14 protein-coding genes are annotated in these 15,283 nt (G+C 36.5%); 8 read left to right on the forward strand and 6 right to left on the reverse strand.

What is annotated here, in order from left to right; translation table 11 throughout:
* Nucleotides 1-295: 295 nt before the first annotated feature.
* Both WD055_05040 and WD055_05045 read right to left on the reverse strand, forming a co-directional pair.
* A complete protein-coding gene (locus WD055_05040) occupies nt 296-856 on the reverse strand; it encodes a hypothetical protein (protein MEX0849569.1) in 561 nt (186 codons plus the stop codon).
* Between the two features lie 27 nt (nt 857-883).
* Nucleotides 884-2,074 carry a M23 family metallopeptidase gene (locus tag WD055_05045; GenBank protein ID MEX0849570.1) on the reverse strand — a complete coding sequence of 397 codons (1,191 nt, stop codon included), beginning with the start codon at nt 2,072-2,074 and terminating at the stop codon, nt 884-886.
* Between the two features lie 185 nt (nt 2,075-2,259).
* On the opposite strand from WD055_05045, the gene WD055_05050 reads away from it, so the two are divergent.
* Nucleotides 2,260-3,996: a vanadium-dependent haloperoxidase gene (locus tag WD055_05050; protein MEX0849571.1), complete on the forward strand. Its 1,737-nt coding sequence runs from the start codon at nt 2,260-2,262 to the stop codon at nt 3,994-3,996.
* Nucleotides 3,997-4,010: 14 nt separating this feature from the next.
* Entirely contained in the window at nt 4,011-4,958 is a 948-nt protein-coding gene (locus tag WD055_05055) for a hypothetical protein (GenBank protein ID MEX0849572.1), read from the forward strand.
* A gap of 77 nt (nt 4,959-5,035) precedes the next feature.
* Here WD055_05055 and WD055_05060 read toward each other — a convergent pair whose 3' ends face one another.
* Both WD055_05060 and WD055_05065 read right to left on the reverse strand, forming a co-directional pair.
* Complete coding sequence (locus WD055_05060) at nt 5,036-7,021, reverse strand: hypothetical protein (GenBank protein ID MEX0849573.1); 1,986 nt, start codon at nt 7,019-7,021, stop codon at nt 5,036-5,038.
* A gap of 246 nt (nt 7,022-7,267) precedes the next feature.
* Complete coding sequence (locus WD055_05065; GenBank protein MEX0849574.1) at nt 7,268-8,278, reverse strand: PP2C family protein-serine/threonine phosphatase; 1,011 nt, start codon at nt 8,276-8,278, stop codon at nt 7,268-7,270.
* Between the two features lie 191 nt (nt 8,279-8,469).
* Between WD055_05065 and WD055_05070 the strand changes: the two genes are divergently transcribed.
* The gene (locus WD055_05070; GenBank protein MEX0849575.1) at nt 8,470-9,222 is read left to right on the forward strand and encodes a hypothetical protein; all 753 of its coding nucleotides are present in this window, start codon (nt 8,470-8,472) and stop codon (nt 9,220-9,222) included.
* Between the two features lie 75 nt (nt 9,223-9,297).
* Here the strand turns inward: WD055_05070 and WD055_05075 are convergent, their stop codons facing one another.
* Nucleotides 9,298-9,420, reverse strand: coding sequence for a hypothetical protein (locus tag WD055_05075; protein MEX0849576.1), 123 nt, complete (start codon nt 9,418-9,420; stop codon nt 9,298-9,300).
* A gap of 163 nt (nt 9,421-9,583) precedes the next feature.
* On the opposite strand from WD055_05075, the gene WD055_05080 reads away from it, so the two are divergent.
* The 3 genes from WD055_05080 to WD055_05090 all read left to right on the forward strand — a co-directional run bounded on the left by WD055_05080 (nt 9,584) and on the right by WD055_05090 (nt 11,829).
* Nucleotides 9,584-10,846 (forward strand): GIY-YIG nuclease family protein, encoded by a 1,263-nt coding sequence (locus WD055_05080; protein ID MEX0849577.1) that lies wholly within the window; start codon nt 9,584-9,586, stop codon nt 10,844-10,846.
* A gap of 143 nt (nt 10,847-10,989) precedes the next feature.
* On the forward strand, nt 10,990-11,412 hold the full coding sequence (locus tag WD055_05085; protein MEX0849578.1) for a hypothetical protein: 423 nt from the start codon (nt 10,990-10,992) through the stop codon (nt 11,410-11,412).
* 78 nt (nt 11,413-11,490) lie between these two features.
* On the forward strand, nt 11,491-11,829 hold the full coding sequence (locus WD055_05090) for a hypothetical protein (GenBank protein MEX0849579.1): 339 nt from the start codon (nt 11,491-11,493) through the stop codon (nt 11,827-11,829).
* A gap of 5 nt (nt 11,830-11,834) precedes the next feature.
* On the opposite strand, the gene WD055_05095 is transcribed toward WD055_05090, so the two are convergent.
* Nucleotides 11,835-12,194, reverse strand: coding sequence for a hypothetical protein (locus WD055_05095; GenBank protein MEX0849580.1), 360 nt, complete (start codon nt 12,192-12,194; stop codon nt 11,835-11,837).
* 162 nt (nt 12,195-12,356) lie between these two features.
* On the opposite strand from WD055_05095, the gene WD055_05100 reads away from it, so the two are divergent.
* Both WD055_05100 and WD055_05105 read left to right on the forward strand, forming a co-directional pair.
* Nucleotides 12,357-14,918 (forward strand): AAA family ATPase, encoded by a 2,562-nt coding sequence (locus WD055_05100; protein ID MEX0849581.1) that lies wholly within the window; start codon nt 12,357-12,359, stop codon nt 14,916-14,918.
* Between the two features lie 53 nt (nt 14,919-14,971).
* Nucleotides 14,972-15,277, forward strand: a complete 306-nt coding sequence (locus tag WD055_05105; protein MEX0849582.1) for a hypothetical protein — start codon at nt 14,972-14,974, stop codon at nt 15,275-15,277.
* The last annotated feature ends 6 nt before the right edge of the window (nt 15,278-15,283 follow it).

The raw sequence follows: 15,283 nt of genomic DNA on the forward strand, positions 1-15,283 counted from the left end.
ATGGATTCCTGCCTTCGCAGGAATGACAGGATGAGGGAAATGGCGCCATGGAAAGTCTAAAACAAAAAAATATGTTATTTAAAGCATTACAAAAGATGTGGGTAATGCATAGGTTCAAGCCGAGGATGACAAAGGAGAACATTCCCCTATAATCTCTTACTTACAAGGATCTTGAATTTTCGAACTCGCGTTGTATAAACAAACAGAGCAAACACATTTAAATGTACTTGGATAATATGAGCTTGATCTAAAAATTTTTTAAAAAAAAGAGACCAATCACTTTGTATTGATATTTTTAAGAAAGTCCGGATGGTATGAAAAACTTTAACTGACAATGCAATAAGAACCGTTCATCCTGCTGCAGTTGCAAGAGCATCTGATTACACTGCACTAATAATTTGTTTTCTGCCATTGTTTGTAAAAAATGCACAATTGCTATAAACGAACCCAAGATTTCAAGTTCAACATATGCAGTTGTATACCAACCTTTTTTACTTTGTCGTTCTTCTTTTAATGAAATTAACTGTAAATTTAACTGTTCAACTTCATGTATAATCGTAGCAAAACTATGCTGTAAAGATTGATCTAATGATTCACAATCAAGACCTACATCTTTTTTTAATTGCTGCATTTGATGAGATAGTTTTTGACAAGCTGTTTCTTGTAATGTGCAAATATCAACATCTTTTTTTCGTTGCTTAATATCAGATGACAATTGATCTACATACTTATGCATTGGTATATATAAAAAGAATAACCATCCTAAAAACAACATTGAAACTATTGTATATGTTAATAAAAAACGACGAGTCGATTTCATATTAAGCAGCCATACATACCATCCGGCATACATCATTGTTTATCCTAAAAATCTATTAAAAGATCAAAAGGTTTCCTTTGTCCATTGCATTGGATCAACCTGTGCATTATTCACACGCATTTCCCAGTGCAAATGATAACCGGTTGCATAGCCAGTTTTGCCAAGTGTGCCTAGAGGGTTGCCTTTTGAAACTTTTTGCCCAACTTCAATATCGGCAAAATCATCTAAATGATAAAAAAGAGATAAAATACCATGACCATGATCAACAACCACTGTATTTCCACTAAAATCAAATCTATCTTTAAGAGCAACAACACCATCTTGAGTTGCCCATACAACACTTTTTGGTCGGTTTATTACATCTAATGCTTTGTGCGCATAACGTCCACGCTCCTGAGTTGTCCTCACCGTTCCGTATTCACAAGTAACCCGATCAATCTCAATTGGCGTACAAAAAGAACCTTGCCACATTTTTTCTTTTGGTGAACCTTGTGCCAATATAGTCAACTGTTCTTCAAGTTCAGCAATGGCACGACCACGCTCTTTTTCTTCCTTAAGTTTTTCAGGATCAACTTTTATTGTCTGTTTTTTAAAATCGCAATGTACAATCTCAAAAGCATTGTCAAGTGTGATGTGATTCCCTACGCGATCTTTGACTTCAACCGAAAACAGATATTCATTTGCCTTTTCATCACATGAAATAGGTATAAAACATTCATAAATATCCGACTGCATTGACTCTAAAAAGCAATCATATCTTTCAGCTAACGCTTTTACATATGCACACTCAATATCTTTATTAACTTTAAATTTCACATGGAGGGTTCGCCCTTGCAATACTTTTAATTTTTTTTCATGCATAAATACAGCATCAAGTGGTTTATTGTCAACTACAAATGAATGCTCAACAGCTGTACTGTTTGCATTGTAACTCTTATCAGTACAAACAACTTTAAATGAGTGCTCACCATTAGTTAAAGTTTGTGTGGGAATAATAAATGGATAAAGTTTGTTTTTAGTATGCATATTAAAATCTTGTACCAAAGGCGCATTATCCACCCAAATCGATAAACGTCCCGGTTTATTTGTACCAATATTACAGTGAATATCCCCTGCATAATATGATAAATTTTGCATGCCATGAACTGAAACTACCGGCAATTGATTATCGAAAAAATAACCAATAGATCTATAACCCATCCAACTAAAAAAAAGCATTGCGCTTGACATTAATACTGTCTTTAAACGAATCATTGTGTCTTAACCCTGTTAACAAAAAACGAAAATAACCTTTGCCTAACTCTTTGCTACTATACCCTTTTTCAAACCAAGGGTAAATCAATTAAGTCAAAAAAAAAATTTTTTTGCATTCCGCAAAATGAATATGCTAGTGTCAAATCTGAACAATCACTTTTCACTCACTTTTAAAGGAGATAGGCATGAGAAAAAAAATGCCTTTTCAGATCTTAAGCATCACATTGCTTTGCGTTTACAATATATATGGCGTAGAACGTTTTTCCTACGATGAACGTCCGGGAGCATATGAAACTCGTATGAGATGTGCTTATAACGAAAATTATAATGTACCAAACTATAACATTGAAAACGAAAACAATGGAGATCAAGAAACAGTACCTGATTATGCAGGCAATTACACTAAAGCATTTCCTCACGATGCTAGCACAGGCATTGCAACAGATGTTGGGCAACAAAGCTATGAAACCCTAGTAAAAGCATTAAAAAATGGCAAACAAGAAACCTATAATACAATCGTGCGCACCGCAAATGATGCCAGTAAGTTAGTCAATCCACAATGCTCTGCTGCTTGGTCACTCATTGGACGTGATAGCTCATTAGTTCCACTCGCATTACCTCCAAAACTTGATAGTCGTTGGGCTGCATGTGAAATGGCTGAAGTTTATCTGCAAGCAATTTGCCGTGACGTTTCATTTAATGATTATGGAACTGGTCAAGGAACTGATCGCGATACAGACGGACAATCAATTACACAAAAAGCTGCAAACCTGCTCAATGCGTATGGCAATGATTACAAAGGCGCTAAACCGGTAACACCGGCAAACCTTTTCCGTGGTCCTGATGCAGGTTGCTTGGTTGGCCCCTATCTTTCTCAGTTTTTTTGGCAAGATCTACACTTTTTAAACCAGCCACTGGCAATAATAAATCCTTATATTCCAACTGCAAGTAAGCATGAATTTGGTGTTACATGGGATAATTTTGTTTCAATTCAAGATGGTTTTGTTCCTGTTGCTTACGGCCCAACTGATTTTGATGGACAACGTTATGCAATTAATGGACGAGATGCCGGCACATGGGTCCATAATGACCTCCCGGTTGATTCATACAACAATGCACTCAATGTATTAATTAATAATGGATTTCCTTCAGCACCAAACTTACCCTACTTTAATGGGCTGATGCCTAATGAAGATCCGTTTGGCACTATGGGAGCTCCTGATACATCACAATTAATTGCAGCAGTTTCAGTACAAGCACTCAAAGAAGCTTGGGCACACAAATGGCGCGCTGCTCGCCGATTGCGCCCTGAAGCAATGGCCGGACTAGCTCATCAAGCTAAAGTTACAGGAGAAAATCCATACGGTTTAAATGACGCTCTCTTTGCAACTTTAGGTGGCGTAAATGTTATGGACTGGACCTTGGCTCGTAATATTACACAAAACCCACTTGATCCCAACAATGCAACCTATTTGCTTGGATTAATGTACCCTGAGGGTTCTCCAACTCATCCATCATATCCAGCAGGACATGCAACTGTTGCCGGTGCATGCACAACAGTAATAAAAGCATTAGTTGCTGATCAAGCGCTATTTGCAGATTATTTAACACCAGTCAAACCAAATCCAAATGATCCAACATTACTCATTGCATTAACTAATGCTGAAGGCGCAAATCTAATTACAGTAGGTGGTGAACTTGATAAACTAGCATCAAATATTGCATTAGCACGTGATTTTGCCGGTGTCCATTACCGTTCAGATGGTGACTATGGCATCAATTTAGGCGAACTTGTTGCAATATACTTCTTGCAAGATTGGGCCGCAACCTATGCAGAAGAAAAATTTGATGGCTTTGAGCTTACTAAACGCAATGGCCAACGCATTCGTATAACTGCAAATGACATTGCTGTTATCAGCTAAAAAAGGATCCTAATATGAATTTACGTTATCTGTTGTGTTCACTGATTTTTATGATCAGTCATGCACAATCGATTGATCCACTTGATGAAATCAGCATGCTTGAACCGGAGCTTATTGTTTTATTAGATGAACAAGTTAGCTCGGCATGCCGAACATTGAATGAAATGTGGAATACAGCCGGATGCAACTTTCAAAACCCTCACATCCAAGAACTCCTTAATTCTGAAGCTAAGAATATTGATTATGAAACAGTCCTTAAAGCATTACATGCTTGCATAACAGCTACGTGTAATACTAACTCACCTGAAGAACAAGCATTACGCTGCAAACTTGAGCGTATTTATAATCAATTAGCTGATGAATACGATGAGCTAGCAACGCAAATAAACACACGGCGCATTAAATGCAAATATTTCTGCAAAGTAACTACGCGTGATTTAGTAGTCAATAACAATGCTTGCATTGCTAAATTGATTGTAAAAGATGCCCTCAAAGTTGATAACTTGACCGGTGCTTTAATTGCTAATAACGGCAATATTACAACCGGCCAAATTCCTGCAGATGCAATTCCTGATGGCTCAATTACTAATGATAAATTGGCTAATAATGCTGTAACATCAGATAAAATTGCGCCTATGACTATCACACCCGATGAAACTGCATTCAATCCGGTTGTCGCTACACTTGGTGAAGCTAAACCGTTAGTTGTATATCGTGGATCAATTAATGCCGATGGAACAGTAATATCGGGGACAGGATTCACTTCTGTCCGTTCAGGTGCGGGACCATTTGTTTATACTATAAACCTGACAGCCCAATCATATACCGATGCAAACAGCTATCAAGTATTTGCTCAAACACTATCCGGCAATTCGTTAACAATTGCACAATTAAGCGGCACTCAATTTTCAGTTACTATAGCTGCAGATGAACCGTTTTCACTCTTTACCATTGGTGCATAATTCAACTACATTGTATAAAAACGCAGCGGGGACGAAATGTTTTCGTCCCCGCTGCCAACTTCAAAACTCTAGACTAATTATTCAAAATCTAAATCTTGAATATCCAAACCGGATTCCATCAAAATATCCGCGATATTTTGCGTGCTTATACCTTTTTCCAATTTGTATGGCTTAACCAAATTACCATCTTCATCTTCATAGATATCAAGCTTCATATTTCTAACGGAATTCATTTCCTGCTCAAGCTCGGTTAACAATTTAAAGTGTGTAGCAATAATAAACACAACATTGCTGCGACTTGCAAGATGCTTAATTACTTTGTAGGCACCAGGAGCACCTTTTTCAGGTGAAGTTCCTTTGAACAGTTCGTCAATCACGATAAATGCAAATTCATCTTCCTGTAGACTATTTACTGCTTTAATCAATGACTGCGCACGATTGATTTCTGCTTGGAATGCTGACTCGCCTAACGCAACACTATCTAAAATATGCAAGTATGAACTGAAATCAGTAAATATAGATGATGAGCAAACCTCTGCCGGTGCAATACCCAATGTATGCGCAAGATATAAACTGATCAAAGTTCCTTTAAGCCCTACAGTTGATTTTCCACCTGTATTTGAACCGGTAAGTACAACATTTTGTTCTGTGTGCATACCACCTAATTGAATATCATTAGTGACAACAACATTGTGATCAACAAATGGATTCCAAAATGATTTAATATCAATATATGGAGTATCAGCCTTTCTAAGATCAGCAAAACAGAAATTTACTCTACGCTCTGCAAATTGACGATATAATTTTGCAACAGAAATACATGCATCTAGCTCACCCATAACTTCAACTGCACCCGCAAAGTTATTTTTTTGCGCTTGCATCAATTCATATGCAGCCAATACACGACCTGAAAGTGAAAAGAATGAAGCCTCGCCAGTGAAAGTACTTGTATCTAACAGTTTAACTAATTTGGCAAAATCATTATTTTCTGAATAATGCAATAAATTATTCACATGTTGCCATGACACAAGACCTTGTGTAACGGCAGCATACTCATTGCCTAATGCCTGTAATGCTTGTATTGAGCTAATAACATTACTCATACTAATCATTTTTTCTTGTAAGAAGTTAATTGCATCTTTAGTCTGCTTTGCAGCATCATATGCTTTTTTTGCTTGATAAACTCTTAATCCACCATAAGCTGAAGCAGCCAAACACCGAAAAGGAATACTTAAAGGCTCAAACATGCCCTTATAAGTGTTAAAAAGAGCCTGAGCTGAATCCTTGAATGAAAGACCTGAAATCAACTTAACTAATACAATTTCTACGGCTGTCGTAATTATTAAATCGCCACCAAATTGAATTGATGTCCCCAAATTCCCCAATCGCGTCAATGTTTCCATCGCATATGGATTATTATTGTATTCCTTAAGCCAAGATTGTTGATAATAGCAATTGTTTACAACGTCATTACTTACGGCATCAGTTTCAAGCCAATTTGTAAGCATACGTTCTTCATTTTCAGCCCATTGACGGCATAGCGCATCAGCTTCAAGCAGCAACTCTTCATCTGCAACAAATTTTTTAATCAAATTTTGACGAGCTTCAAACTTATTCGGATCTGATGACGCAAGCGGATTGGTCAGCATCTTTCGTAACACTGCAGAACCGGCAGATGACCATGTGCGGTCAATAATACCGGCAATATTTGCTTCCGGATATGTGCCATCACCACAAAAAAGCTCCAAATCGCGATATAAAATATCCAAAGAAGCTTGTTGTTCCGGCTTTAATTGTGATGGAAAAAAATAATCGGTCTCGACATGTTGTAAAATATCATATATTTTTAACGCCTGCTCTTGTTTACCCAATTTTGGAAGTGAAAAATCAACCTCTTCTTTTTTTTCGGGCTCACTTACGACATTTTTTGTATCAATGCCTTGTGAGCACATATATGCATATTTTAATTCGTTATAACTTGCACCAATTGATTGCTCTTTTGACCATATAAAAGTAAACGTAAGCAAACTTAAACAAAAAGTCGCTTTATATGTTTTGAACATATATCCTTCTCCTGAAGTAATTTAAAAAATGTTAAAAAATGTATTGTATAAAAAAGAAAGGCGCGCTATTGCTTTATAGCCAGTATTTTTCTTACAAAAACCGTTATGTACAAAAATAACTTAGAATCACAAAAAAAGCAATTAATATTAATACAAAAACATCTATGGGAAGCCCATATAAAAACGTTTCACAATAAAAAAAAGAGTCCACATGGATTCGATAAAAAAGATAGTGAATATTTTTAATTAAAAAATTGGACCAGGATAACCATAGAGAAGATCCGCCGGCACTCTTGGTTCAAAAACCTGATACTCGGAATTGTCTTTTTTGCCATCTCTACTTTTTTCTATTTTTTTCTTTTTTGACGCTTTATTCAGTTTATTAAGCAAAACCACCATAGCAGTTATATTATCTCGGCTACCTTTATTAAATGCAGTTTTTCTTAACATCTGTGCAGCTAATCTACACGCAGTATCATTGCCATCTTCAAAAGACAAAGCTGAACCCTCTTTTTCCACTTTCGAGCCTTTTTCCTTTTGCAATTCTCTTGACACCAACTGTGCCGCTTCCTCATTTGAAATAACATCCCAAACACCATCACACGCCAATATTAAAAATGCATCATCTGCAGTTATTTCAATTTTACATATATCAGGAACTGCACTGATAATTTTTTCTCCATTTTTACCCAAAAAAGATCTATAGTTATCGCCAATTGCTCGAGCAACAGCCAAAGCACCATTAACTCTTGCCCACGAAACATATCCACCTGACTTTTCAATTCGCTCTTTTTCTTTTTCATCATTTGGCTTGTGATCAGTTGTTGCAAAACGAACTAAGCCATCCTGTTTTACCAAAAGCACTCGTGAATCTCCTGCCCACGCAATAACCAGCTTTCGCCCTTCTTCTTCAGGAATTATACGCGCAGTGACAACTGTTGTGCCCGAGCGACCTCTAAACTGATCATCAACATTCAAATATCCTTCTTTTTCACCAACTTTAAATACTTCTGCATGCAGATGTTCTGCTACATACTCTGCAGCGCTTTTTCCTCCATGACCATCATATACACCAAAAAAAAGTTGGCCTTCATCACTTTTTACAACAGTATGACGATCCTCCATTGTAAAACGACGCCCCTCAATTGCGCTTACTCCCCAAGGAGTTTCAATTTCAACCAACGGAATCTGTATATCTGCTGCGTAAAAAAGTGAAAAATGAGATAATAACACTGAAACTACTATGTTTTTATTCATTATAAATGCTCCTTTAAATGCATATTTAAACTTTACTTTGACTGAAGCATACAAGACTTTATCCAAAATGGTCAATTTTTAACAATATAAACATAAAAATCACTCCTGGCCTGTTGCTAAAGCCATGAATAGCGAATATAATACAAGCATATTTACGTATAACTTATTAACATTATTCATGAGGATAAAACATGAACCTACACCACAAGCTTTTACTTATAGCTTTGCTTATGCCTGTAATGCATATACATACTGAAAAGCCTGGGGCTGAAGTCCTCCAATTAAAACCAAACATATCTGCTAAAACTGCACTTTTAACGGCCGGATCAGGCATCGGAGCAGGAAGCGCCACCCTTTATGCTTTAAGCTGGTTACTTGGCATTTCATATAGACATACATTAAATGTAAATCATCCGGAAATAGTTTCTTCATTGATTACTGCCGCATCAATCGCCACCGGTTCATTAGCAGCATGGTTTGCATATCGCAATCTACCTGAAGGGAAATATGGCACCGCACATAAGGCATTATCTCAAGCAATCAACGACGAAGTTCTTAATGAGCTTATCGACCTACAACAAAACTTAATTGAAAACATTAAAAATGAATATATTGAATTTACCTATCCACGCGTAACTGCATACAACGACTTTATCAACTACCGCAAAGCATTACACAATGCTACAACCTTGTTCAGAGAAGCAATCATAAACTCCGATGACAACCTGTTGGTTAACATGGCTCACGAATGCATCGAAACAACCAACGCCTACTTGAAAGAGATTGATACATGTATCAACATTATTCGCAGTGAACCGGATTGGATAGAACAACTCAAAGGCCATGATACTATGCTGGCAAGACAAGCACAAGAACGTGCAGCTCTAGCTCAACAGCAAGTTGCATTCAACACGGCATTCAACCGCACCGTTGTCATTCATTAAATAAGATAAATGTAGAGTTATTGTAAAGTAAGCATAAGCGGCTCTTCATGAGCCGCTTATTATTGAGCAAGAATATTAAAAAGTAGTATCAGTAGTAATAACAATATTTGGCATAAGCTCTCTTCCTTGCTCTTTTGCATCTTCACTAAATTGGTTACCACTAATATCTAGCTCTTGCAGGTTCGGCTGTACCGGCATCCCATCAAAACTGCTTATACTGTTATTCCTGATACTTAGCGATCCTAGATTCTCTATATTTGGTACTTCTTCCAAACCATGCAAACTGGTGAGGAAAGAAGTCAATATAACATAAATCACTCTTTTTTTATGCAAAACCCAATAAAATGCTATATTGAAAAGTATGGATAAGCTCAAAACACAACACTTACCCTCATTACCGGGCGTATACCTATTTAAAGATGAAAACAATGAGATTCTGTATATAGGTAAAGCCAAATCACTCAAAAACAGGGTGCGCAGCTATTTTGCCAAAAATAGCGATTGGAAAGTACAAGCATTACTTCAAGAAGCTCATAATATAGATTTTGTACTCACCAATACTGAAATTGAAGCAATGCTACTTGAAGCGCAATTGATTGGTGAACATAAACCCAAATTCAATGTTTTGCTCAAAAGTGGTCAACCATTTGTATATTTAATGTTTAGCAAACAAGAACTACCCGAACTGAAGATTGTGCGCAATAAAAAAGAAAAAGGCATATTTTTTGGCCCCTTTTTGCATAAGCGCCAAGCCCGCTCTGTCGCCAAATTCTTAATCGATACCTTTAAACTACAGATATGTAACAAAAAGATTGCCAACGGTTGCCTTGATTATCATATTGGTAGATGTGCCGGATCGTGCAAAGATATATTTGATAGTAAGGATTATCTCTTTCGTATTGAATTAGCAAAAAGTGCACTCAAAAAAAACCGAAAAAACTTTTTGACGAGGTTACACAAAAAAATAAAAGAGCACACCAAAGTGTTAGCTTTTGAAAAAGCAAAAAAACTCCATCAATATGTACTTGATCTTGATATGATTTTTAATACATTACACGTAAAGTATTCACACGAAAAATATGCACCAAGCGTGTTTATTGCTATGCATCAAACAAAGCGCTTGCCTATTGATAAAGAGCAATTAGCTCAATCATTGCAAGAGCTGTTGCAAACAAACAAACCAATTCGCACCATTGATTGTTTTGATATCTCACATTTTCAAAGCTCATATTTGGTTGGATCATGTGTGCGCTTTAGCAATGGTCTACCTGATAAAAACAACTTTAGGCGATTTAAAATTCGTTCTTTACAAGAGCAAAATGATTACGCTGCACTGCATGAAATCGTTTCGCGCCGCTATAAAAAACCTGAAGATCTACCCGATTTAATATTGATTGATGGTGGCAAAGGCCAACTGAATGCGGTCAAAGATCTGTTTCCTAATACACTATTTGCAAGCTTAGCAAAACGAGAAGAGCTTCTTTTCACGCCATTGCACCCTGATGGCATTCATCTGGACGTCAAAACCCCAATCGGCAAAACATTAATTGCTTTACGTGATTATGCCCATCATTTTGCTATTAGCTATCACAAATTACGTCGAAATAAAGATATTCGAAACTAAAAAACACCTATAAAAATGACATCATCCTTCTAAAAGCTTCTTTTAACATGAAAAACCATTGATATTGCAACACTTTCAACTCTATACTTAAAGAAAAAGATGATATTTTATAATAGCTTCACCATAAACAATGAGAATAAAAGATGAAAAAATATGTATTAATATTAATAAGTTTAATGTTGTTATCGCCATATTCACACGCCAGTGATCATAGCCCCAATGAACGCAAAAGATATCCTCATGGCACAATGATTCCGGGAGTAGGATTTGCTTTTGATGTCGACATACAAGCATTGGAGAAGTGCTGGACAGGGTATAAACAATTCCCCAACTTCTACAAACCCCCAAAAGATCTCCTCCCTGAAGAAAATGATGTATGCCTAATTGCAAAAATAAGTGACTCCAGTGAGCGAAAAAAAGAGTTAGAACAAATTGCTCTCAAGGCCAAGGAAGAACAATGGGATGCTTCTTTGAGAGAGTTTATTAATAAAAAATTAAATGAAAAAGGATTTATAAGCACCATTAAATCACATTTAAGGAAAAGGCCAAAAGCTAATTCATTTTAAGTAAATTTTATTAACTAAAAAAAGGATAAATCTCATGAAAAAACACATCAAGGAATGCCTGATCTTGAAAGATAAAAAATGAAATACAATAACATACTTTTATTATTCCTTTTTGGGTTAATAAATTTAACCATTAACAGTGAAGCTCATAGAACCAAGTACGGCACTTTCGATTTAACCTTAATTGATACAGAAGAGCTGGAAGATTGCTGGCTCGCAGCAGAAACAATGGGCTATATAGACAGCTCATTTGCATCGGATTCAGAAGAATATCGAATATACAAGATTGCTTTAAAACGCAACTCAGAGGACCGCAAAAAAAGCTTGCTACAATTACTATCAAAAGCAACAAAGGAGAACTGGAGTAAAGCGTATATAGATTTTATTAAAGCAAAATTGAAAGACGAAGAAAAATAAAAACCCTACTTTTCTACTATAGATGCAGCCAATCCTGCAACAAAAGCTTGATCTGTTTTAGACAAATCACTCAAGTAGGCCTCTGTCACAAACTCACAACAACCATTAAAATCTGGAAATTCACCAGCTTCACGAGAAAATGCATATGCTAAAGCAGCATGCGATTCAACAAACCGTATGGATTCTTTCATTTGAAGTGCTTTATTAAGCGATCGTAGCCATACAATACCCGGATTAATTTCGAAAGCTTTAGTCCCAAATGATTTTGAAATCGTGCATGATAAAGCTTTCTTTATTGGCGACACAAACATTCCATTTAAGCTACAAAGGGAAACTAATAAAGAAAAAGTAATTCCTATTTTCATAATCATAGCCTCGATTATTTTTTTTAATAAAATATACCAAAAAAAAGATAAAACTATTGTTTGTACAAGGTAAATATATTACCCTAACTTTAACCGTAAAGGCTTAAAAAAACAGCAAAACAGATATGCTAAATTGCAAACAATTTCACTCAGGATAAATTAGTGGATACACAAAACTTTACTAATGCAACCCAAGAACTGATCAATGATGCTGTTAGACTGGCAATGCAAAAAAACAACCCAACATTACAACCGGTCCACACTATTGATGCCGCATTACATAATGATTTTTGTATTTCATTCTTACAAATGCTCAACATCCCCATTGATCAACTGCGCACATTGACTGCTCAAGCTCTAGACCAATTGCCTTCAGCACCAGGAACCAAGTTGAGCATGGATGTTGCCATGCAAGACTTTTTAACCTTATGCAAAAAAGAAGCTGACGCATTAAATGACCAATTTATAAGCCTAGAACATATCATGCTTGCATGGGCACAAACTGAACATCTGCCTCCGTTTTTGCGATCGTTCTTTAAGCAGCATGCATTCACCCATTCAAATATACTTACCTATATGAAAGAATTAAGAAAAGGAAGTACCGTGGATAGCAAAACCGCCGAAAGCGCATATAATGTTTTAGAAAAATATGCACAAAATATAACCGAACAAGCACGTTTAGGAAAATTAGACCCGGTAATAGGCAGACATGATGAAATTCGCCGTGTGATTCAAATTTTATCCCGTAGGACGAAAAATAATCCTGTACTCATTGGTGAACCAGGTGTTGGTAAAACTGCAATTGTGGAAGGCATAGCACAACGCATTGTTGATAACGATGTCCCTGAAAGCTTAAAAGGCAAAAAAATATTTAGCTTAGATCTCGGGTTATTAATTGCAGGTGCAAAATATCAAGGTGAATTTGAAGATCGCATAAAAAATATTTTAAAAGAGATCGAAAAAAATCCTGATGATATCATTCTATTTATCGATGAATTACATATGTTAATTGGTGCCGGTTCATCCGGTGGTGGCATGGACGCTTCAAATCTACTCAAACCTGCTCTTGCACGTGGACAACTGCATTGCATCGGCGCAACTACACTCAAAGAGTACAAAAAATATATCGAGAAGGATTCCGCCCTAGAACGCCGTTTTCAAAAAGTATTAGTTGAAGAACCTTCTGTTGAAGATGCTATTTCAATTTTACGTGGACTGAAAGAACGGTATGAATTACATCATGGAATCCACATCAAAGATCAAGCGCTCATCGATGCAGTAAAGTTATCAGATAAAAATATTTCCGATCGTTTTTTGCCTGATAAAGCAATTGATTTGATGGATGAAGCAGCTGCAATGGTCAAAATGTCAATCGATTCACAACCTGAACTAATCGACAAACTTGAACGTAGTATTCGTCAACTTGAAATTGAAAAAGTTGCCCTACAAAAAGAAAAAGATGACGGTAAAGCAAAAGACCGTCTTGAAAAACTAGAAAAAGAACTCGCTGAACTCAAAGAAGAACACAACAAGCTGCTTAATCAATGGAAAGCGGAAAAAGCACCACTTGAGAAAATAAACAAAATTAAAGAAGAAATTGAAAACTCAAACTATCAATATCACATGGCAGAACGTGCCGGAGACTTTGCAAAAGCTTCTGAAATTAAATATGGCACAATCGCCAAACTTGAAGCAAAACTTGAACAAGAAAAAAATAAAATAAAAAACCTTAAAACAAAATTAATAAAACAAGAAGTTGATCAAGATGATATTGCCGCAGTTCTTTCCCGTTGGATAAAAATCCCTGCAGAAAAGCTCAAAGAAAGTGAAACCGAAAAACTACTTAATATGCAAAAAATTCTAGACAAACAGGTGATTGGCCAAGATGAAGCGGTTGAAAAAATTACTCATGCAATTCAAATGCATCGCACCGGATTAACAGACCCAAACCGCCCAATCGGTTCATTTCTTTTTCTTGGACCAACCGGTGTAGGGAAAACTGAAGCTGCCCGTACGCTTGCCGATTTTTTATTTAATGATCCACATAAAATGATTCGCATTGATATGTCAGAATACATGGAAAAACATGCCGTTGCACGTTTAATTGGTGCTCCTCCAGGTTACATTGGTTATGAAGAAGGCGGGCAATTAACTGAGCAAGTCCGCAGACATCCGTATAGCGTTATCTTATTTGATGAAATAGAAAAAGCACACAGTGATGTGTTTAACATTTTGCTTCAAATCTTAGACGATGGCAGATTAACCGATTCACAAGGTCGCACCGTTTCATTCAAAAACACTATCATTATCATGACCTCTAACATTGGGTCAAGTTTAATCCTTGAAGCCAATGCATTAACCGATGAAGTAAAAAAACAGATTGAGATGATTCTACACAAAACCTTCCGGCCTGAATTTTTAAACCGTATTGATGCAATTGTATACTTCAAAAAACTATCTGAAGCCAACGTACAAAAAATTGCACACCTACAAATTGCTCTTTTGGAAAATAGACTTGCTGAACGCAATGTAAAATTACAGATTTCCGACGGTGCAATTAAACGTATTGCCGAACTTGGCTATTCACCTGAATTCGGCGCACGGCCTCTCAAGCGTGCAATACAAAATCATATAACTGTGCCAATTTCACAATTTTTGCTTCAACACCCAGAAACACAAGAGATACATGTTGAACTCAAAAATGATCAATTACACATTAGATAAATGAATTTTTAAATAGTGATGTTAAAAAATAGGTGTCACTTAAAGGCAATATTATGAAGAAAATAATAGTGATAACTATCTTTTTCCATTCTGCACCATTATTAACTATGGAAAATCGAGAAACACGGCCGAGAGCAGCCTCCGTTGATTCTCCAAAAAACAGGAAGACGGCTGTTACAACATTCGCAAAACAAAAACTTGAAGCCTTATCAAGGTTAAGCCAGAGCGATGTTTTAAACAGTAAGACAAAGCTTTTCGTCACAAAAAAGCATCGTTGTTCCTTGCCCGACGTAAAAAGCTTAACTCCACGCGAATACATGCGCATCAGAACGTTACTAAAAGAGAATCCAGGGGTATAACACGAT

The organism is Candidatus Dependentiae bacterium (genome assembly GCA_040878395.1).
Classification (GTDB): domain Bacteria; phylum Babelota; class Babeliae; order Babelales; family Vermiphilaceae; genus JAKBEL01.

Excerpts from the sequence above, each read along its gene's own strand:
- WD055_05040 (MEX0849569.1), bottom strand. The coding sequence starts at position 856 with ATGATGTATGCCGGATGGTATGTATGGCTGCTTAATATGAAATCGACT.
- WD055_05045 (MEX0849570.1), bottom strand. The coding sequence starts at position 2,074 with ATGATTCGTTTAAAGACAGTATTAATGTCAAGCGCAATGCTTTTTTTT.
- WD055_05050 (MEX0849571.1), top strand. The coding sequence starts at position 2,260 with ATGAGAAAAAAAATGCCTTTTCAGATCTTAAGCATCACATTGCTTTGC.
- WD055_05055 (MEX0849572.1), top strand. The coding sequence starts at position 4,011 with ATGAATTTACGTTATCTGTTGTGTTCACTGATTTTTATGATCAGTCAT.
- WD055_05060 (MEX0849573.1), bottom strand. The coding sequence starts at position 7,021 with ATGTTCAAAACATATAAAGCGACTTTTTGTTTAAGTTTGCTTACGTTT.
- WD055_05065 (MEX0849574.1), bottom strand. The coding sequence starts at position 8,278 with ATGAATAAAAACATAGTAGTTTCAGTGTTATTATCTCATTTTTCACTT.
- WD055_05070 (MEX0849575.1), top strand. The coding sequence starts at position 8,470 with ATGAACCTACACCACAAGCTTTTACTTATAGCTTTGCTTATGCCTGTA.
- WD055_05075 (MEX0849576.1), bottom strand. The coding sequence starts at position 9,420 with ATGCCGGTACAGCCGAACCTGCAAGAGCTAGATATTAGTGGTAACCAA.
- WD055_05080 (MEX0849577.1), top strand. The coding sequence starts at position 9,584 with ATGGATAAGCTCAAAACACAACACTTACCCTCATTACCGGGCGTATAC.
- WD055_05085 (MEX0849578.1), top strand. The coding sequence starts at position 10,990 with ATGAAAAAATATGTATTAATATTAATAAGTTTAATGTTGTTATCGCCA.
- WD055_05090 (MEX0849579.1), top strand. The coding sequence starts at position 11,491 with ATGAAATACAATAACATACTTTTATTATTCCTTTTTGGGTTAATAAAT.
- WD055_05095 (MEX0849580.1), bottom strand. The coding sequence starts at position 12,194 with ATGAAAATAGGAATTACTTTTTCTTTATTAGTTTCCCTTTGTAGCTTA.
- WD055_05105 (MEX0849582.1), top strand. The coding sequence starts at position 14,972 with ATGAAGAAAATAATAGTGATAACTATCTTTTTCCATTCTGCACCATTA.